Source organism: Microseira sp. BLCC-F43, assembly GCF_041929235.1.
GTDB lineage: Bacteria > Cyanobacteriota > Cyanobacteriia > Cyanobacteriales > Aerosakkonemataceae > Microseira.
The window spans coordinates 69,506-91,714 of sequence record NZ_JBHFNP010000057.1; the positions used below are offsets into that span (position 1 = coordinate 69,506).

The following is a 22,209-nucleotide window of genomic DNA, read 5'->3' on the forward strand; positions in this document are numbered from 1 at the left end:
GGATAATGTGAACAAGAAAAACATTGAAGCAATTTATCAACTTTCTCCAGTACAACAAGGGATGCTTTTCGATACTTTAATAGCTCCCAATTCAGGAGTTCATATAGAACAAATAACTTGTGGAATACATGGAAACTTAGACTTGAATGCCTTTGCCGAGGCATTGCAGCGAGTTAGCGATCGCCACCCAATTTTAAGAACTTGTTTTGTTTGGAAAGAACAAGACGAACCGCTGCAAATTGTGTTGCGGCAACTACAATTTTACCCAGATAAGAAAGATTGGCGTCAATTGTCTTTCCAAGAGCAACAAGAGCAATTAAAAACTTTCCTAGAAGCCGAACGCCAACAAGGTTTTGAATTAACCCGCCCACCCCTAATCCGCACAAGTATTATTCATTTAGCTGAAAACGAATACCAGTTCATTTGGAGCTACCATCACATACTTTTAGATGGTTGGTCTATTCCTTTAATTTTCCGAGAAGTTTTTGCCTTTTACCAAGCCTTCCGTCGCGGTGAAAACTTACATTTAGAACAACCCCGTCCCTACAGGGATTACATTGTTTGGCTAAAAAACCAAGACTTGTCCAAAGCCGAGACTTTCTGGCGAAAAACCTTGCAAGGTTTCGCAAAACCGACTGCTTTGGGAATTAAAGCAGAAACGCAGGAAAGAATTTCTCACTCACCAGCGACCAATCAAAAAATAGCCTTTCTCCCAGAATCAGAACTGGGCCAATTGCAGTCTTTGGCATTGCATTATCGCCTAACTTTAAACACTTTACTTCAGGGGATTTGGGCATTACTTTTGAGTCGCTATAGCGGTGAAAAAGATGTAGTTTTTGGTACTACTGTTTCCGGTCGTCCTGCGGATTTAGCGGGAAGCGAATCAACCATTGGAATCTTTATAAATACCTTGCCAGTGCGCGTAAAGATCGAGCGCGAAAAATCTTTTTGGTTATGGCTCAAAGATATTCAAACTTATAACCTGGAACTGCGGCAATATGAATACACCGCCGCCGGACAAGTTCATCAATGGAGCGAAATGCCAGGTGCATTACCGCTTTATGAAAGTATCCTGGTTTTCGAGAATTTTCCCTCGAATGTATCCAGAGAAGAATTATCTGATTTAATTATTGAGGTAGCGCATCAAAGTTTGCGGGGAGGTCAAACAAAATACCCTCTGGCACTTCTAATCAAACCTGATTTAGAGTTAAAATTTCAACTTGTCTACGATGCAAGACGATTGGATGAAAGTAGTGTCAGCCGCATTCTGGAACATTTCCAAAACTTGTTAAAAGAGATCGTTGTCCAGCCAGAGCCAGAAATACCATCACTTTTAAACATAATTCCTGTTGACCAAATTCCCCGAATTAAAACTATTCATAATGTTGGTAATGCCTCTGAAAACCATGCACCTCGTAACCCTATCGAGGAGGTTTTGGTAGGAATTTGGACTCAAATTTTTGGGATTCAACAAGTCGGGATTAACGATAACTTTTTCGACTTAGGCGGACATTCCTTGCTTGCTACGCAAGTGATGTCTCGCGTGCGGGATGCTTTTAAAATAGAACTTCCCTTGCGTTACTTATTTGAAGCGCCCACTATAGCTAGTTTGGCTGAACAAGTTGAAAAAGCTATTACGTCTGGGAAAAACTTGCAAACTTCTCCCATCGAAATAGTTTCGCGAGATGCAGAAATTCCCCTTTCTTTTGCCCAGCAGCGACTCTGGTTTTTGGAGCGACTGGAAACCAACAAACACGCTTATAATATTCCCGCTGTCGTTCGTTTGACAGGTTCCCTCAACGTAGAAGCATTGGAACGCAGCATCATTGAAGTTATTAAGCGTCATGAAGCTTTGCGAACCACTTTTAGCACAGTGGAAGGACAGCCAGTTCAAATTGTCAATCCTACTTGGGATTTTAAATTGTCGGTTTTAGATTTTCAGATCCCCCCTCACGAGGGGGACAAGATGGAAAACTTTTTACTTCAAGAAGCGCAGAAACCTTTCGATTTAGAAAAAGACCAACTTTTGCGAAGTACTTTGCTGCGTTTGGGAGAAAAAGAACATTTATTACTATTAACTATTCACCACATTATTTTTGATGGTTGGTCTGTGGGAGTACTCATCCGAGAAATAGCAACGCTTTACGAAGCATTTTCCAGCGGAAAACCCTCTCCACTTCCCGAACTTTCCATTCAATATCCAGACTTCGCCGTTTGGCAAAGACAGCGATCGCAGAGTGAGGCGCTAGAAACTCAACTCGGTTATTGGAAGCAGCAATTGAGCGGTAATTTGCCTGTTTTGCAGTTGCCAACTGACCTTCCGCGACCAGCAGTTCCCACCTTCCAAGGTGCTACATATTCCTTCGCACTTCCTGCAAGTTTGTCATCCCAACTGAAGACGATTTCGCGCCAAGAAGGTGTTACTTTGTTTATGACTCTGTTGGCAGCGTTTCAAACCCTACTGCATCGCTACACGGGTCAAGAAGATATCCTGGTTGGTACTGATGTTGCTAACCGCAATCGTTCGGAAACAGAGCAATTAATTGGATTTTTTGTCAATATTTTAGTTTTACGCACTCACCTCGGCGGTAACCCAAGTTTTCGCGAATTACTAACACGAGTGCGTCAAGTAACTTTGGGCGCTTATACACACCAAGATTTACCTTTCGCTAAGTTGATAGAAATTCTGCGCCCAGAACGTAAGACGATTCACACTCCTTTGTTTCAGGTGTTATTTGTGTTGCAAAATGCTCCAATGCCACCTTTAGAACTGCCTGGGTTAACCTTAACTCTGCTAGAAGTGGATAACAAAACCGCAAAGTTCGATTTAGCGTTATTCCTCACAGAAACAGATGGGGGAATTGAGGGAACCTGGAACTACAGCACCGACCTTTTTGACAGAAACACAATTGCTCGGATGACAGGACATTTTCAAACGCTGCTGCATAACATTATCGCTCAGCCAGATGCCCGGTTAAGCAATTTAGATATACTCGCTGAAGCTGAAAAGAAACAACAACAAATGGAAAAACGAGAACGTAAAGATGCCAAACTCAATAAGTTCATGAAAGTTGCGCCGAAAGCTGTCAGCTTTTTACAGGAGAGTTTGGTTAAAACAGAATATCTGCCTTCTGGGGAAACTCTGCCTTTGGTAATTAAACCAGAGGTTGTAGATATCGATATAATTGATTGGGCAAAGAACAACCAGGAATTCATAGAATCGAAATTACTGCATCACGGCGCTTTGCTTTTCCGAGGTTTTAATTTAAGTTCTGCGGTGACGTTTGAAAACTTTGCTGGGGCAATTTGTCCAGAATTATTCGGTGAATATGGAGACTTGCCGCGTGAGGGAGTTGGGGGCAAAGTTTACGGTTCAACGCCTTATCCGTCTGACAAAGCAATCTTGTTTCATAATGAAAGTTCTCACCTGCATTGTTGGCCTTTAAAAATTTGGTTTTTCTGCGTACAACCAGCGCAACAGGGTGGAGAAACGCCAATTGTAGATTGTCGGAAAATTTATCAAATGCTCGATCCGCAATTGCGATCGCACTTCGAGAAAAAGCAATTAATGTATGTCCGCAACTACACCGAAGGTTTGGATGTTAGTTGGCAAGAATTCTTCCACACTACTGATAAAAAACTTGTTGAGGAATCTTGCATAAAAGCGAAAATAGAGTTAGAATGGAAAAATGGAAATGGTTTAAAAAATAAGAGAATTGCACAGGCAATAACCAAACATCCCAAAACAGGCGATTCTGTATTTTTCAACCAAATTATGTTACACCACATATCCTGTTTAGATCCAGGAGTTCGCGAATCTTTATTATCTTTGTTTGGTGAAGAAAACCTGCCGCGAAATGTTTATTACGGCGATGGTTCTCCCATTGAAGATTCGGTGATGGCAGAAATTCAAGCAATTTATCGAGAAGCCACAATTAGTTTTCCTTGGCAACAAGGAGATGTTTTGATGCTAGATAATATGCTAGCCGCACACAGCCGAAATCCCTATGTAGGGGCGCGCAAAATTGTGGTAGCGATGGGCGAAATGTTCCACAGCCAAGACATTGTAAACAAAGATATGGAGAAAGCACATGCAAACTAAAACTATTAGCGGATTTAGACTTTCTCCTCAGCAGAAGCGTCTTTGGTTGTTGCAGCAAGACGGCTTTTCTACCCTGGCTAATTGCGCTATCCTTTTAGAAGGGAATCTGCAAGCGGAAATTTTAAAAGCCGCCTTACAAAAAGTTGTCGAAAGGCATGAGATTCTGCGGACAAACTTTCGCCGGTTACCGGGTATGAAAACTCCGGTGATGGTAGTGGAAGATCGCAGCGATACTTGGTGGCGCGATATCAATTTAACCGATTGTAAACCAGAGGAACAGGCTGTCAAAGTAGAAGAAATTTTACAATGGGAAAGACCCCAAAGATTTGCGTTTGAAAAAGGGACGCTGTTGCGTTCAACCCTAATAACGCTATCGCCTGAAAAGCAGATTTTGGCTATCAACTTGCCTGCACTATGTGCGGATAGCTGGACGCTCAATAATCTAGTGCGAGAGATCGGCAATTCCTACGCTGCTTGCCTTCAAGGTGAGGAATTGGAAGACGGGGTTGTGCAATACGTCCAATTTTCCGAATGGCAAAATCAATTACTAGAAGATGAAGACGCAGAAACAGGTAAAAATTACTGGCAACAGCAGGATTTTTCTAATCTAGATGGGTTGAAACTTCCTTTTGAGAATACCTCTTTCAACAAAACAAAATTTCAGCCGGGATGTTTTACCTGTGAGATCAGTTCAGATGTGACAGAAAAGATTGAAGCACTGGTACAAAAGTATGATATTTCGGCTGATGTGTTCTTCCTGGCTTGTTGGCAAATACTGCTTTGGCGACTGACGGGAGAAACAGATATTATTGTTGGGACGGGTTGCGATCGCAGAGAATATGAAGAACTCCACGACGCATTAGGATTATTCGCCACCTGGCTACCAATTCATTGCCGTTTGACACCAGACTTGCGCTTTTGGGAAGTCTTAGAACTGGTAAATAAAGCTAAAGAAAACGCCGAAGAGTGGCAGGATTATTTTGTTGAAGAAAAATTGACATTTTTCCCGTTTGGTTTCGAGTTTGAACAATGGCAGTCAGAATGCTTTGCAGGTGGCGTATCTTTTTCTGTTTATCAGCAATACACTTGCATCGAACCGTTTAAAGTTAAACTTACCTGTACTCGCGATCGCAACTCGCTCAAACTTTCATTTCATTACGATAAAAATTACTATTCAGCAGAAGCGATCGCACGTTTGGCGGGAGAGTTTGAGACATTGTTAGCGGGGGCAATTGAAAATCCCGAAAATGCGATCGCGCAATTGGAAATTCTCAGTGAAAGCGAACGTCAGCAACTTTTAGTAGAGTTCAACAACACAAAAACTAATTATTCAAACGCTAAGTGCATTCATCAATTATTTGAAGAACAGGTAGAACGATCGCCTGAAAAAATAGCCCTTGTATTTGAAAACCAGCAATTAACCTACAGCGAACTAAACGCACGCGCCAACAAACTTGCTCATTACTTACAGCGTCTGGGAGTAAAACCAGAAGTGCTGGTGGGATTATATTTAGAAAGATCCCTAGAAAGTATCATCGGACTTTTAGCTATTTTGAAAGCAGGCGGTGCATATTTACCTTTAGATCCGGCATTACCACCAGAAGGTTTATCAATTCGGTTGCAAGATGCACAAGTATCGTTGGTGTTGACACAAAAGCACTTAGTCGATACGCTACCAAAACTTGACGCACAGATAATTTGTTTAGACAAAGATTGGGATGTTATTGCACAGGAAAGTGATGTAAATCCCAGTAGTGAGATAACAGTTGAAAATCTAATTTATGTGCTGTTTACCTCTGGTTCTACTGGTAAACCGAAAGGAGTTGCCGTCGAACATCGACAACTTTTGAATTACCTGAATGCGATCGCACGCACATTAAACCTACCCGCAGATGCAAATTATGCGATCGCCTCCACACTAGCAGCAGACTTAGGCAACACAGTCATCTTCCCTTCTCTATGCACAGGCGGATGCTTGCACATCTTATCTCAAGAATGTGCGTCTGACTCAGCAGCCTTTGCTGAATACTGCCGTCAGCATCCCATCGACTGCCTCAAAATAGTACCTTCCCACATATCTGCCCTTTTAAACTCTTCACCCGAATCATCCATTTTGCCGCGTCAAAGGTTGATTTTGGGAGGTGAAACTGCTAGTTGGAAACTCATCGAACAAATTCGTCAATTATCGCCAAACTGTACCATTTTTAACCATTACGGCCCCACAGAAGCAACCGTTGGCGTTACTACTTTTACAGTTAAAAATGAATCACATTCTTGGGCAAAAACAGTTCCTTTAGGTCGTCCAATTGCCAACACGCAACTATATGTATTAGACTCGCACCTACAGCCAGTACCTATCGGATGTCCGGGCGAATTATATATCGGCGGTGCATCTTTAGCGCGAGGTTATCTAAATCAACCAGAACTAACTGCTGAAAAGTTTATTCCTCACCCATTTAACGATGAAACGAATGCAAAACTCTACAAAACTGGGGACTTAGTTCGTTACTTACCAGATGGTAATTTAGAATTTATCGGTCGCATTGACAACCAAGTAAAAATTCGCGGTTTCCGAATTGAACTGGGAGAGATAGAAGCAGCACTCAGACAACATCCAGCCGTGCGAGAAGTTGTAGTTTTAGCCAGAGAAGATGAAACGGAAAATAAGCGGTTAGTAGCTTATATTGTTCCTGCTGAAAAAGCCGTAGAAAAAACTAATTATAATAATTTACGCCTTTTCCTAAGAGAAAAATTGCCGGAATACATGGTGCCATCGGCTTTCGTAATGCTGAAATCTCTACCCTTAACCCCTAACGGTAAGGTAGACAGAGTTGCATTGCCAGAATGCGATCGCGCACAGCAAGAATTAGAAAGAACTTTTGTCGCACCGCGCACTCCAGTCGAAGAAATCTTAGCTGGAATTTGGGCGAAAATTCTCGGTTTGGAACAAGTAAGCATTCACGATAATTTCTTCGACTTAGGCGGACACTCGCTGTTAGCAACTCAAGTCATTTCTCGGATGCGAGAAACATTTAAAGTAGAACTGCCTTTACGCTGCTTGTTTGAGTCGCCAACTGTTGCAGAATTAGCCCAACAAATTGTAAGTTCCAATCAAATTGAACAAGCACTCTCTTCGCAAATTCAGCGCAGTTCGCGAGACAGAGAATTGCCTTTGTCTTTCGCCCAGCAAAGACTTTGGTTCCTCCATCAATTAGAACCCGATAGCCCCGCTTACAACCTGCCGAAAACTGTCAGGCTACGAGGAAAGCTGAACATTGCAGCACTTGAAGGTAGCTTGCGGGAAGTCATGCGACGTCACGAAATTTTGCGGACAAACTTTCCCGTTAAAAATGGTAAACCAGTTCAAATAATTGCTGCCGATACCATCATCAACCTGCCAGTAATAGACTTGCATGAATTGCCGGAAACTGAGAGGGAAGCAGAAGCCTTGCGACTGGCAATGATTGAAGCTCAACGCCCCTTTGACTTAGCAAATGACTGCTTATTGCGCGGCAATTTGGTAAAGTTAGACGAAGAAGATCATTTGCTGCTATTGACGCTACATCACATTATTTCAGATGGTTGGTCAACAGCAGTTTTGATTCGAGAAGTGGCGGCACTTTATCAAGCTTTCTGCAATGGGACACCCTCTCCACTGCCAGAATTACCCATCCAATATGCAGACTTTGCGGTTTGGCAACAGCAATGGTCTGAAGAGTATTTAGAAAATCAGCTAACTTATTGGAAACAGCAATTAAGTGGGGATTTACCAATACTAGAATTGCCTAGCGATCGCCCGCGCCCAGCCGTTCAAACTTTCAATGGTTCAACGCGATCCTTACAACTTTCTCCTAGTTTAAGCGAGTCATTGAAAAGCTTGAGTCAGCAGCAAGGTGTAACGCTATTTATGACCCTTTTAGCAGCATTCAAAACCTTGCTGCATCGCTATACCGGACAAGAGGATATATTAGTTGGATCGCCGATTGCCAATCGCGATCGCCAAGAAATAGAACAGCTAATTGGCTTTTTTGTCAATACCTTAGTATTGCGTACTAATCTAGAAGGAAATCCCAGTTTTCAAGAGTTATTAAAGCGAGTCCGAGAAGTCGCTTTAGGCGCTTATGCCCATCAAAACCTGCCCTTCGAGAAGTTAGTAGACTCACTGCAACCACAGCGAGATTTGAGTCATACGCCGTTATTCCAGGTAATGTTCGTTTTGCAAAACGCTCCTACAACTCCTCTGGAACTACCAGATTTAACCTTAAAACCTTTAGAAATTAACAGCAAAACTGCTAAATTTGACCTCACTTTGTATGTAGAGGAAGCAGACACAGGACTCATTGTTAATTTGGAATACAACACCGATCTATTTGATGCTTCGACTATCAACCGAATGCTGGGGCATTACCAGAAATTGTTGGAAAGTATTGTTGTCAATTCCCATCAACGGCTTTCGGAATTGTCGCTGTTAACAGAAGCGGAACAGCAGCAATTATTGGTGGAATGGCTTGCAGGAAAACAGGGGGAAGTTTCTCAGTCGCCAATAGCGAGCATTCATCAGTTATTTGAGGCGCAGGTAGAAAGAACGCCGGATGCTGTTGCTGTCATTTTTGAAGATAAACAGTTGAGTTATCAAGAACTCAATCAAAGAGCTAATCAATTGGCACATTACTTAATATCGCTGGGTGTAAAACCAGAGGTATTGGTTGGCATTTGTGTAGAGCGATCGCTCGAAATGCTCATCGCACTTTTAGCCATCCTCAAAGCAGGTGCAGCTTACGTACCATTAGATCCAGCTTATCCCCAAGAGCGCATCGCTTATATCTTGGAAGATGCACAAATTTCGCTATTGCTAACTCAACAACATTTGATAGTACAATTACCGCAACATCAAGCGAAGGTAATTTGTTTAGATACCGAATGGAATAGCATCGCCCAAGAAAATAAAAATAATTTAGTCACTGAAGTAACAAGTAATAATCTCGCTTATGTAATTTACACTTCTGGTTCAACAGGTAAACCCAAAGGCGTACAAATTCAGCACGGCGCAGTGGTTAACTTCTTAACTTCTATGCGCCAAACTCCGGGAATAACAGAACGAGATATTCTCCTATCAGTTACCACCATTACTTTTGATATTGCTGGTTTAGAACTTTACCTGCCTTTAATTGTCGGTGCTAGTGTTGTAATCGCGAGTCGAGAAGTTGCCAGCGATGGAATTCAATTATTAGCAGAAATAGCCGATTCCGGCGCGACTATTATGCAAGCGACTCCAGCCACTTGGCGAATGCTTTTAGAAGCTGGGTTGCCTAAAATGCCGCTGAAAATTCTCTGTGGTGGCGAAGCGCTTCCCCAGAATTTGAGTCAGCAATTGTTAGACAAATGCGATTCTCTGTGGAATTTATACGGACCGACAGAAACAACAATTTGGTCTGCGGTTTATCAGGTCAATAGGGAAGATGGGGTGGCTTATATTGGGAAAGCGATCGCTAACACCCAAATCTACATATTAGATAAGTATCTCAACCCAGTTCCCATAGGAATTCCTGGCGAATTGTACATTGCCGGAGATGGCTTAGCCAGAGGTTATTTCAACCAGCCCGAACTAACTGCCGAAAAATTTATTCCTAATCCATTCAGTAGTAAACCAGGGGTGCGGTTGTACAAAACTGGCGACTTAGCACGCTACTTACCTGACGGAAACATCGAATTTATTGGTCGGATTGATTATCAAGTAAAAATCAGAGGTTTCCGAATTGAATTAGGCGAAATTGAAGCCGTTTTAAGCCAACACCCAGAAGTACAAACCGCTGTAGTTTTAGCGCCAGAGGATGAAACTGGCAACAAGCGTCTAGTAGCTTATCTCGTTCCAGAAAAGCAACTTACTAATCTAAAACCCAGCGATTTGCTTAGCTACCTAGAGGAAAGATTGCCTAACTACATGGTGCCTTCTAGCTTCGCAATCCTGGAAAGTTTGCCGCTGACACCCAATGGCAAAATAGACCGAAAGGCACTGCCAAAACTTGACCAAATTCAACTCGAATTGGCAGCAACCTATGCAGTACCGCGCAACCCTGTTGAGCAAATACTAGCCGAAATTTGGGCGGAAGTTCTCGCTCTTAAACAGGTAGGCATTCACGACAACTTCTTCCAATTGGGCGGAGATTCTATCCTCACCATTCAGGTTATATCCAAAGCGGATCGATCCGGATTATCTTTAACTCCCAAACAACTATTTACACATCAAACCATTGCCAAATTAGCAGCATTGGTAGATACATCCCAGCCTAGACAAGCCAAGGATACAACAAATGAATTACCACTCACCCAACTGAGTGCTGACGAACTTGCTCAAGTGTTACAAACAGTCGAATTTGAAGGGGGAGAAGTCCTATGAATCAGAAAAATATTGAGGATATTTATCCTCTTTCTCCCATGCAACAGGGAATGCTTTTTCATAGCCTTTATGCGCCCACATCTGGCATGTATGTCGAACAACTAAGCCTTGAACTGAATGGAAATCTCGATGTTGCAGCATTTAAGCAAGCTTGGCAAGAAGTCTTAAATCGGCATTCAGTTTTACGGACTGCTTTCGTATGGGAAAATCTGGAAAAACCGCTGCAAGTGGTGGGAAGGCAAGTAAGTTTACCTTGGCAGCAACTTGACTGGCGCGAACTCTCCAGCGTCGAACAGCAACAGCAACTAGAGGCTTTGTTGGAAACAGAACAAAAGCGAGGCTTTGAACTTTCCAAAGCACCGCTGATGAATCTTACCCTGATTCAACTAGCAGAAAGCTCGTATCAATTTATTTGGAATCACCATCACTTGCTGTTAGATGGTTGGTCTTTACCTTTAATTTTTAAAGAAGTTATTACCTTTTATTCAGCTTTTTGTCAAGGTAAGGAATTATATCTAGAAAAACCCCGTCCTTATCGAGATTACATCGCTTGGTTACAGCAACAGAATGTGACTGAAGCTGAGGCATTTTGGCGAGAAACACTCAAAGGTTTTACTGCGCCTACAGCGATATTTTCCCATTCACTAATTGCCAATCAACAGTCACCAATCCCAAGCTATGATGAGCAGCAATTAAAGCTTTCAGCAGAAGCAACCCTAGCATTGCAATCTTTAGCGCGGCAAGAGCAACTAACGCTGAATAGCATAGTGCAAGGAGTTTGGGCGCTGCTTTTGAGCCGTTACAGTGGCGAACAGGACATTGTATATGGTACGACAGTTTCCGGTCGTCCACCGACGCTGGTGGGTGCTGAGTCAATGGTGGGGTTATTTATTAACACTTTGCCAGTAAGAGTTTGGGTAGAGCAACATGAATTTATCTTACCTTGGTTGAAGCAGTTTCAGACGCAGCTTGTGGAATTACGTCAGTATGAATACAACCCGTTGATAGACATTCAAGGTTGGAGTGAAGTTCCTCGCGGTGTGTCGCTGTTCGAGAGCATTGTAGTGTTTGAAAATTACCCGGTATATCCGGCGGTAGGACAGCTTAATTCAAATCTAGAAATTGGGAATTTCCGCACTTTTGGAAAGACTAATTATCCGTTGACTGTAACAGTTGTACCGGATTCGGAGTTGTTGTTGAAGATTGGATATGTTTGCGATCGCTTCCACTCCGATACCATTAATCGAATGTTGCGGCATTTAGAAACGTTGCTTTTAAATCTCATTGCAAAACCCCATCAGCGGCTATCTGAACTATCGCTATTAACAGCAAAAGAGCGATATCAGCTACTAATCGAATTTAATCAAAATCAATCCAAAATTAGATCCCCCCTAGCCCCCCTTGAAAAGGGGGGAACAAAGTCTGAGATTTATCAGTGCATTCATCAACTATTTGAGGAGCAAGTCAAACGAACACCATCTGCTATTGCTGTTGTTTTTAAAGACCAGCAATTAACATATCGGGAATTGAATGCAAAGGCGAATTGTTTGGCGCATTATTTACAATCGGTCGGTGTAGGAACAGAAGTAAAAGTTGGCATTTGCTTGGAGCGCTCTTTAGACTTAATTGTGGCAGTATTAGGCGTTCTTAAAGCTGGCGGTGCTTACGTCCCTCTCGATCCAGCGTATCCCCAAGAACGGCTAGCTTTCATGCTAAAAGATGCCGAATTGTCATTAGTTATTAGTCATTCGTCATTGGTTAATAGCTTTGAACAAATGACGGTAATTAATTTGGATGAAAACTGGAAAAAGATTGCACAAAAAAGCGAATCTAATCCAGTTATTCGAGCCAGATCTGAAAACTTAGCTTATATCATCTACACCTCTGGTTCTACCGGACAGTCTAAAGGAGTAATGATTGAGCATCGAAGCGTTGTTAATGCTTATCTAGGGTGGGAAGAAGTTTATCAACTAAGAGAACAACTTACTTGTCACCTGCAAATGGCAAGCTTCTCCTTTGATGTGTTTACCGGAGATATGGTACGCGCTTTGTGTTCGGGCGGAAAGCTGGTGCTGTGCGATCGCTCACACCTGCTAGATGCCGAAAAGCTTTATCAGTTGATGCTTCAAGAACAAGTTGATTGCGCCGAATTTGTCCCAGCAGTCTTAAGAAACCTAATTCAATACTTAGAAGAAACCGAACAGCGCCTTGACTTTATGCGACTGCTTGTTTGCGGTTCTGATAGTTGGTATAACAGCGAATACAGCAAATTTAGACAATTTTGCGGTTCTCAAACAAGACTGATTAACTCTTTTGGAGTCACCGAAGCTACGATTGATAGTTCATACTTTGAAAGTACAGATATAGGCTTATCTATTGACCAATTAGTACCGATTGGAAAGCCCTTTCCCAACACTCAGCTTTATATCTTAGATGCAAACTTACAACCAGTCCCCATCGGAGTTGCTGGAGAACTTTATATTGGTGGTGCTGGTTTAGCAAGAGGCTATCTTAACAAACCTGAACTAACCACGGAAAAGTTTATCCAAAATCCTTTTGAAAACATAGAAATTAATCCAAGATTCAGCCGAATTTACAATACTGGCGATTTAGCTCGATACTTACCCGATGGTAATATAGAATTTCTCGGTAGGAGCGACAACCAAGTCAAAATTCGAGGCTACCGCATCGAACTTGGAGAAATAGAAGCCACATTAAATCAACATCCAGCCATACAGCAAGTGGTGGTTGTAGTTAGAGAAGATCGACCTGGTAATAAACAGTTAGTTGCATATCTTACAGCGAGATCGGGATACAAAATTCAGGACTCAGAACTGCATCTATTTTTAGCCAATAAATTGCCTGAATACATGGTGCCTTCCACCTTTGTCCTGTTGGAAAGTCTACCGCTGACACCCAATGGTAAAATCGACAGAAAAAGACTACCTATACCTACTCAGACAGAAGAATCGAAAAAAACTGTTAAAATTTACCGCACTCCCACAGAGGAAATATTAACCGGGATTTGGATTCAAGTCTTAGGAATTCAACCAATCGAAATTACCGATAACTTTTTTCAACTTGGCGGACATTCCTTACTGGCAACCCAAGTTATTTCTCGGATCCGCAAAGCTTTTCAACTTGAAATTCCTCTGCGCTATTTGTTTGAATCGCCAACGATAGCAGAGTTGTCTCCAAGAATTGAGGCAGAAATCAAAGCAGGGCAGAAACTGGAACTTCCGCCAATTGTTTGCGTTCCCAGAGAGGGAAATTTAACCTTATCTTTTGCTCAACAAAGACTGTGGTTTGCTAACCAATTAATGCCAGGTAATTCTGCTTACAATATGCCTGCCACCCTGCGTGTTTTTGGTTCGCTCAACGTCAAGGCACTGGAACAAAGCTTGAATGAGGTTATCAAGCGACATGAAAGCTTACGCACCACGTTTATTGAGGTGAATGGAGAACCCGTACAAGAAATTGCTTCAACTCTAAGTGTGACAATACCAATTGTAGATTTAAGGGAATTTTCTGAGATCGATCGCATCCAAAAATCCCAAAACCTAGCAATAGAAGAAATTCGGCAACCCTTCGCACTAGATAAAGCGCCATTATTGCGAGTCAAGCTACTGCAACTCGGCGAAACTGATTGGGTAATACTATTCGCCATGCACCACATTATTTCTGATGCTTGGTCGCTGGGAATTCTGATTCAAGAAATTGCTAATATTTACGAAGCTTTTTGTCTCGGAAAACCCTCTCCACTTCCCGAATTATCCATTCAATATGCTGATTTTGCTGTTTGGCAAAGGCAATGCTTACAGGGAAAAGTGTTAGAAACTCAACTCGCTTATTGGAAACAGCAACTTAGCAACCTTTCCATTTTAAAATTACCCACCGACCGTCCCCGACCAGCAGTTCAAATTTTCCGAGGTTCCAAGGAATCTTTGGTAATATCCAAAACCACTACCGAGGCTCTCAAAACTCTCAGCGCCAAGGAAGGAGTAACGCTGTTTATGACAGTGCTAGCAACTTTTCAAATTTTGCTGCACTATCGCAGCGGACAAGATGATATTGTTATCGGTACTGATGTTGCTAACCGCAATCATGCCGAAACTGAAGGGTTAATTGGTTTTTTCATCAACCAATTAGTATTACGTACTAACCTTGGCGGAAATCCTACTTTTCGAGAATTGCTAGGAAGAGTGCGCGAAGTAACTTTGGGAGCTTATGCACATCAAGACCTACCATTTGAAAAGTTAGTTGAGGCTTTTAATCCCAAGCGAGATTTGAGCCGCACGCCGCTATTTCAGGTAAAATTGGTTTTACAAAATGCCCCAATTCCGCCCATAGAATTTTCAGGTATAACTCTGCAACCCCAGGAGATAGAAAGCGGCATGACAAAGTTTGACTTGACGCTTTTTATCTCGGAGACAGAGCAAGGACTGATGGCGGTTTTAGAATACGATGCTGACTTGTTCAACGCCAGCACTATCAATGGAATGTTGGTTCATTTTGAGAGGCTCTTCAGCAGCATTGTTGCCCAACCAAATAGCAGAATCAACGATCTGGTAGAAATCCTCGCACAAGCAGACAAGCAACAGCTACTCGGAGAAGAGAAAGAACTTGCAGAGGTTAGCCTGCAAAAGTTCAAGAAATTTGTTACTCGTTCAAACAAAGGATAAACTGTGAACAACTCAGACTTGGAAACACTTAGCTTTCAAAAGCTGAAAAATCTCAAGCGTAAATCAGTTAGTCTCCCACAAGATGCATTGATTGAGACAGATTATTTACATCCGGGATTAACACTTCCTTTTGTAATGCGGCCTGCTGTAAAGGATGTCGATTTGGTCGATTGGATTGCAGGAAATCGAGAGTTTATAGAAACAAAATTCCACGAGCATGGTGCTATACTTTTTCGAGGATTCAATATAGACACAGCACCTGCATTTGAACGATTGGGTTTAGCCATTTGTTCAGAATTATTCAATGAGAATGGCGAACATCCCAGAGAAACAGTCAGCGGTAATGTTTATACTCCAGTCTTTTACCCAGCCGAGCAAAAGTTGTTGTGGCACAACGAAAACTCTTTCAACTATCGTTGGCCAATGAAAATTTTCTTTTGCTGTCTTCAACCCACACAGCAAGGAGGAGAAACACCCATCGTTGACAGTCGAAAAGTTTTTCAATTAATCGACTTAAAAATTAGGGAGAAATTCATTGAAAAAAAGGTGATGTATCTGCGAAATTATGGGGATGGTTTGGGATTAAATTGGAAAACAGTTTTTCAAACTGAAAGTCGATCGGAAGTTGAAGCTATTTGCAGACAGGCGGGAATTGAATTAGAATGGAAAACTGGAAACCGCCTGAGAACTCGTTCTGTTCGTCCAGCGGTGGTTAAGCATCCTAAAACAGGGGAAATGTCGTGGTTTAATCAGGCGCAACATTGGCACCCAGCTTGCTTAGATCCAAAGACTCGCGAGTCCCTATTGACATTATTTTCGGAAGAGGATTTACCCCGAAATTGCTATTACGGCGATGGCACTCCGATTGAAGATTCGGTGATGGATGAAATTTGCCAAGTGTATCAGAAATTGGAAGTTTGTTTCGCTTGGCAGCAAGGGGATGTATTAGCGCTGGACAACGTTTTGGCTGCTCATGCACGCAATCCCTATGTAGGAGAAAGAAAGCTCTTAGTTGCGATGGGCGAATTGACAAGTTTTGACGAAATTTTAAATTGAAATAGGGCAGGAGAAATGCAAGAACAAATTCTGGGATTTCCACTTTCCCCACAACAAAAACGTCTGTGGTTGTTACAACAAGATAGCCAGTCGTATCAAGCTGGGTGTGCGATTCTTTTGCAAGGAAATCTGAAAGTAGAGGTTTTGGAAGAAGCTTTACAGCTAGTTGTCGATCGCAATGAGATTCTTCGTACAGCCTTTCACCGCACAAGAGGGATCAAAATTCCTATTCAGGTGATAAAAAGTCAATGCACGGTATCATTACAGGAACTTACCCTGAAAAATCTAAATACTCAAGAAATAGAGAGAATATTTGACCAGGCGAGCGAGCAAAAATTGAATTTTGAGAAAGATTCATTATGCCAAACTATTTTAATTAGGTTATTACCTAATCAATATGTTTTAGTTATCAGCTTACCATCTCTTTGTGCGGATAGGACAGCACTGAAGAATTTATTAGGTGAAATCAGCCGTTGCTATGCTGCCTGCTTGCAAGGAGAGGAACTATTAGACGAACCACTACAATATGCTAATCTGGCTGAATGGCAAAATGAATTACTTGAAGCAGAAGATACAAAAGCAGGCAGAGAGTATTGGCAGAAGCAGGATTTCTCCGCTCTTGAAACTTTAAAACTGCCTTTTGAAAATTGGTCTTCTGGAGAATCGGAATTTGCACCGCAATTCCTCACGTTGCCGATTCAGGAGAATGTAAGGAGAATAGAAGCGATCGCCCAAAAATACCAAACCTCAGTTTCAGTCTTCTTATTAGCTTGTTGGCAAATTCTGCTTTGGCGACTCACAGAACAATCCGACGTTATCGTCGGCATGGCGTGCGATGGCAGAAAATATGAAGAGTTGAAAGAAGCAATAGGACTATTTACCAAATATTTACCGCTTCACTGCGAGCAGGAAGATAATAACTTGTTCGGTGACATTTTGATGCGGCTTAACGAATCAGCAAGGGAAATTTACGCAAGGCAGGAGTATTTTAGTTGGGAAGAAAAGGTGGCATATCCGTCTTTTTTACCGTTTTGTTTTGAGTTTGAAGAACAACCTGTAAAGCATTCTGGTGGGGACGTAACGTTTTCAATTTACAAGTCATACGCTTGCATCGATCGCTTCAAAGTAAAACTTTCTTGCGTTCGTCAGGACGATACGCTAAATGCAGAGTTTCACTACGACGGCAATGTATTTTCCGCAGATGATATCAAACGGTTAGCCGAACAATTTCAGACTTTGTTAGGCAGCGCTATTGAAAATGCAGAAACCGCGATCGCCCAATTGGAAATTATTAGCGATCGCGAAAAGCAACAGCTACTATTTGAATTCAACAACACTCAAACTGCCGCTCCAAAAGACAAATTTATTCATCACCTATTTGAAGCACAGGTAGAACGCACCCCCAACAACATTGCCGTTGTATTTGAAAATCAAAAACTTACTTATGCAGAACTCAACGCACGCGCCAATCAATTAGCGCATTACTTGCAAAAGTTGGGCGTTAAACCGGAAGTTTTGGTAGGACTTTACCTAGAGCGATCCCTGGAAATGCTAGTGGCAATTTTAGCCATTCTTAAAGCAGGTGGAGCCTATGTACCGCTAGACCCAACCTATCCGAAAGAGCGGCTTTCTTTCATCCTTGCAGATGCACAAACGCCGATACTGCTGACTCAGAAAAATCTAGCGAAAGAATTGCCAACAGATGGAATTAAAGTAGTTTCTCTGGATACAGATTGGGAAATCATCGCGCCTGAAAGCAGAGAAAACCCTGCCAGTAGAATAACATTTGAAAATCTGGCTTATGTCATCTACACTTCGGGTTCCACAGGCAAACCAAAAGGAACTTTAATCCATCACCAAGGGCTGTTAAACTATCTTACTTGGTGTACCAAAGCCTATACTGTCGAACAAGGAGAGGGGTCACTCGTTCACTCTTCTATTGCCTTCGATTTAACGGTCACTGGACTATTTTCACCCCTGTTAGTAGGCCGAAAAGTAGAACTTCTGCCACAAGATATCGACATTGAAACTATAGCGGCGACTCTGGGAAACAGGTCAAACCTTAGCTTAGTAAAAATCACCCCTGCTCAGTTAGAATTACTCAGCCATCAACTCTCGCCACCAGAAGCAGCAGGTCGTACCAGAGCATTCATCATTGGTGGCGAAAATCTTCTCGCCGAAAGCATCGCTTTTTGGCAAAAATATGCTCCCAATACCATACTTATTAATGAATATGGCCCTACTGAAACTGTAGTGGGATGCTGCATTTATCAAGTATCTAATCCCTCTCTATCAGGTTCAATTCCTATCGGCAATCCCATCGCCAACACCCAACTTTACGTATTAGATAAATATCAAAATTTAGCGCCTATTGGTGTAGTTGGCGAACTGCATATTGGCGGCGCAGGTTTGGCGCGTGGTTATTTAAACCGACCTGAATTAACCGCTGAAAAATTCATTCCTCACCCCTTTAGCGAAGAACCGGGAGCGCGTCTTTACAAAACTGGAGATTTAGCCCGGTATAGACCGGACGGCACTTTAGAGTTTTTAGGACGCATCGATCATCAGGTAAAAATTCGCGGATTTCGCATTGAATTGGGTGAAATTGAAGCGGCTATTTTAACACATCCAAACGTGCAAGAATGTGTGGTTTTGGCGCGAGAAGATGTTCCAGGAGATCGACGCCTTGTTGCCTATGTAGTGCAGAGAAACAATGTCCCCACTTCCCTATTACCAATTCAAAATCTAAACCCCAGTGATTTGCGGGATTTTTTAAAAGAAAAGTTACCTGAATATATGGTGCCTTCTGCTTACGTAATGCTCAAGGTTTTGCCACTGACGCCCAACGGCAAAGTCGCTCGGCAAAAGTTGCCAGCACCAGAGAAAATACGCCCTGATTTGCAAGCAAATTTTGTAAGACCTCGTACTCCTATCGAAAAGAAATTAACCGAAATTTGGGCTGAAGTTTTGCGTGTCGAACAGGTAGGAATTTATGACAACTTCTTTGAATTAGGCGGACATTCTCTGTTAGTTACTCAGGTGTTGGCGCGAGTGCGAAAAACGTTTTCCATAGACTTGTCCTTGGGCAGTATATTTGAAGCGCCTACCGTCGCAGGAATGGCTGAACGTATCGAAATGGGAATGCCAACAAAATCAGGTTTTGAAATTAGTAAGAAAGATGCGATCGCGAAGTGTGGCGTTAGCCGTATCGCGATCGACAATGAAGCAGTTCTAGACCCCACAATTCGCCCTAATAATGTACCCTTTGAACTGAAAACTCAGCCCACTGCTATCTTTTTAACTGGAGTCACAGGGTTTTTCGGAGCCTTTTTACTCTCTGAACTTCTCCAACAAACTGAGGCAGATATTTACTGTCTGGTACGTTCTGCCAATATAACAGAAGGCAAACAGAGAATTCAAAATACTCTCCAATCTTATTTACTCTGGAACGAACATCTCAGTTCTAGAATTATTCCAGTAGTAGGAGACTTATCTAAGCCGTTTTTAGGTCTTGCAGATCGGGAATTTCTAGCACTAGCAGAACAACTTGATGTTATCTACCACAACGGTGCATTGGTTAACTTCACTTATCCCTATTCTGCCCTCAAAGCTGCCAATGTTTTAGGAACCGAAGAAATATTGAGATTGGCAGCTAAAATTAAAGTCAAGCCAGTGCATTTTATTTCCACTACCTCTGTTTTCTCTGCATCAGAAAGTGACGAAATTCGCGTAGTTCGAGAAGCCGATGAAATCGACAATAGCGAACTGATACATGATGGCTATTCTCAGAGTAAATGGGTAGCTGAAAAATTAGTAGCGATCGCGGCTTCTAGAGGTATCCCTGTCTCGATTTATCGACCTGGACGGATATCGGGACATAGTAAAACAGGCGTTTGCAATACCAACGACCATACATTCAGAACAATTAAAGGCTGTATCCAACTCGGATATGCCCCTAATTTGGATGCAATGGTGAACCTTACACCTGTGGATTATGTTAGTCAAGCGATCGCTCATCTATCCAAACAACAATCATCTCTGGGGAAAGCCTTTCACCTCGTAAATCCCCACTCTGTCCATTGGAATGAATTGGTGAATTGGATTCGCTCAATGGGCTATCCACTCAAGCAAATTTCCTACTCAAGTTGGCAAACAGAAATGCTAAATATTGCGGAAAATAACCCAGAAAATGCTTTGTATCCCCTTGCTTCTACTTTTTATGAAAATGCTAGCGATCGCAACAGCAAAGCCACCTTACAATTCGACTGCCAAAATACCCTCAACGGACTCCTAGAAACCTCTATTACCTGTCCGCCAGTCAATACCCAATTACTCAGCACCTACTTCGCCTATCTAATTCGCAGCGGCTTTTTAAATGCTCCAACACAAGAGGTATAAAAATGAATTTGCAACAAGACTATCTGGAAAAATTCGTCAAACGCTACAACAAGCGTACCCAAAATTCTAAAGAATTTGCCCAAAAATATCGCCCGATTATAGCTGACAACCGAGCCTCGGATGGATTCAATCCTTTCTTCAAAGAGGTGTTCTATCCGATTGTGGCAAAGCAGTCTTTTGGTGCCAAAGTTTGGGATATTGATGGCAACGAATATATCGACCTAATCATGGGATTTGGCATCAATCTTTTTGGTCACAATCCCCCCTTCATTAAACAAGCATTGCAAGAGCAACTAGAACTAGGCATCCAGATTGGACCACAAACAGAAATGGTTGGTGAAGTCGCTGAATTAATTTGCGAACTAACGCAAATGGAAAGAGTAGCTTTCAGCAACACAGGCACAGAAGCCGTGATGACAGCAGTGCGTATTGCCAGAGCAGTCACAAGTCGTAACAAAATTGCTCTTTTTTCAGGTTCTTATCACGGTCATTTTGATGGAACCTTAGCCAAAGCGCCAACAGAAAATGGAAATTTCCACACTCTACCAATTGCACCCGGAGTCCTGCCAAATTTCGTCACAGATATTTTGGTTTTAGACTACGGAAATCCTCAGTCCCTTGAAATGATAAAAGCTCATCAAAATGAGTTAGCGGCTGTTCTAGTTGAACCCGTGCAAACCCGCCGACCTAACTTACAACCCAAAGAATTTCTGTTACAACTCAGACAATTGACAGCAACATCAGGAATTGCATTAATCTTTGATGAAATGGTGACGGGTTTCCGAATTCATCCCGGTGGAGCGCAAGCTTACTTTGGCATTCAAGCAGACATTGCTACTTACGGAAAAATTGTCGGTGGCGGTATGCCAATCGGTGTTATAGCTGGCAAAGCAGTTTATATGGATGCAATTGATGGCGGAATATGGAACTATGGAGATGAATCTTTTCCTCAAACAAAAAAGACATTTTTTGCAGGCACTCACTGCAAGCATCCACTCTCAATTGCTGCTGCACTTGCTGTACTTAAATATCTAAAAAATCAGGGTTCTGCGCTTCAGCAGCAGTTGAATCAACGCACGTCAAAATTTGTTGAAACGCTAAATGCTTGCTTTGAAGAAGAAGAATTGCCCATTCAACTCGCGCATTTTGGTTCGGTTTTTGGCCCTGCTGCTTTGGGAACTGATGAAGTTTCAGATCATGGGGCGGCGACCGCAAGTATGGATTTGTTATTTTACCATCTGCTAGACAAAGGAGTCCTGCTCCGAGGCGCGGGAAATTTCTTGTCTACTGCTCATTCAGATGAAGATATTGAATACGCGATTCAGGCGGTTAAAGATAGCATTCAGGAACTGAGAGAAGGCGGCTTTTTACCGAGTATTTCTCTGAAACGAAACGCTGTCCAAGTTGTGTAAATTGAGCGGGCGCAGACACTCTAGATGTAGGGTGCGTTAGCGAAGCGTAACGCACCAGCAACAGCATATATGGTGTTGCTGCGTAAGTCCTGTTGATCAAATTGCACTCAGCCAGTTACGCCTATTTCATTTCAAACCCATTAGTTTATCTAGGAGAAATTT

6 protein-coding genes are annotated in these 22,209 nt (G+C 42.3%); all 6 read left to right on the forward strand.

Annotated elements, in window-relative coordinates; translation table 11 throughout:
* Nucleotides 1–7: 7 nt before the first annotated feature.
* The 6 genes from ACE1CM_RS09830 to ACE1CM_RS09855 are packed head-to-tail and all read left to right on the forward strand — an operon-like array spanning nt 8 to nt 22,047.
* The gene (locus ACE1CM_RS09830; RefSeq protein ID WP_374877231.1) at nt 8–4,102 is read left to right on the forward strand and encodes a condensation domain-containing protein; all 4,095 of its coding nucleotides are present in this window, start codon (nt 8–10) and stop codon (nt 4,100–4,102) included.
* Entirely contained in the window at nt 4,092–10,499 is a 6,408-nt protein-coding gene (locus ACE1CM_RS09835; RefSeq protein ID WP_374877232.1) for an amino acid adenylation domain-containing protein, read from the forward strand. The genes ACE1CM_RS09830 and ACE1CM_RS09835 overlap by 11 nt, the downstream gene beginning before the upstream one ends.
* The gene (locus ACE1CM_RS09840) at nt 10,496–15,181 is read left to right on the forward strand and encodes an amino acid adenylation domain-containing protein (RefSeq protein WP_374877233.1); all 4,686 of its coding nucleotides are present in this window, start codon (nt 10,496–10,498) and stop codon (nt 15,179–15,181) included. The genes ACE1CM_RS09835 and ACE1CM_RS09840 overlap by 4 nt, the downstream gene beginning before the upstream one ends.
* Nucleotides 15,182–15,184: 3 nt before the next feature.
* On the forward strand, nt 15,185–16,237 hold the full coding sequence (locus ACE1CM_RS09845) for a TauD/TfdA family dioxygenase (RefSeq protein WP_374877234.1): 1,053 nt from the start codon (nt 15,185–15,187) through the stop codon (nt 16,235–16,237).
* 15 nt (nt 16,238–16,252) lie between these two features.
* Complete coding sequence (locus ACE1CM_RS09850) at nt 16,253–20,635, forward strand: amino acid adenylation domain-containing protein (protein ID WP_374877235.1); 4,383 nt, start codon at nt 16,253–16,255, stop codon at nt 20,633–20,635.
* 2 nt (nt 20,636–20,637) lie between these two features.
* Nucleotides 20,638–22,047: an aspartate aminotransferase family protein gene (locus ACE1CM_RS09855; RefSeq protein ID WP_374877237.1), complete on the forward strand. Its 1,410-nt coding sequence runs from the start codon at nt 20,638–20,640 to the stop codon at nt 22,045–22,047.
* Nucleotides 22,048–22,209: the final 162 nt, after the last annotated feature.

Excerpts from the sequence above, each read along its gene's own strand:
- ACE1CM_RS09850 (WP_374877235.1), top strand. The coding sequence starts at position 16,253 with ATGCAAGAACAAATTCTGGGATTTCCACTTTCCCCACAACAAAAACGT.
- ACE1CM_RS09835 (WP_374877232.1), top strand. The coding sequence starts at position 4,092 with ATGCAAACTAAAACTATTAGCGGATTTAGACTTTCTCCTCAGCAGAAG.
- ACE1CM_RS09855 (WP_374877237.1), top strand. The coding sequence starts at position 20,638 with ATGAATTTGCAACAAGACTATCTGGAAAAATTCGTCAAACGCTACAAC.
- ACE1CM_RS09840 (WP_374877233.1), top strand. The coding sequence starts at position 10,496 with ATGAATCAGAAAAATATTGAGGATATTTATCCTCTTTCTCCCATGCAA.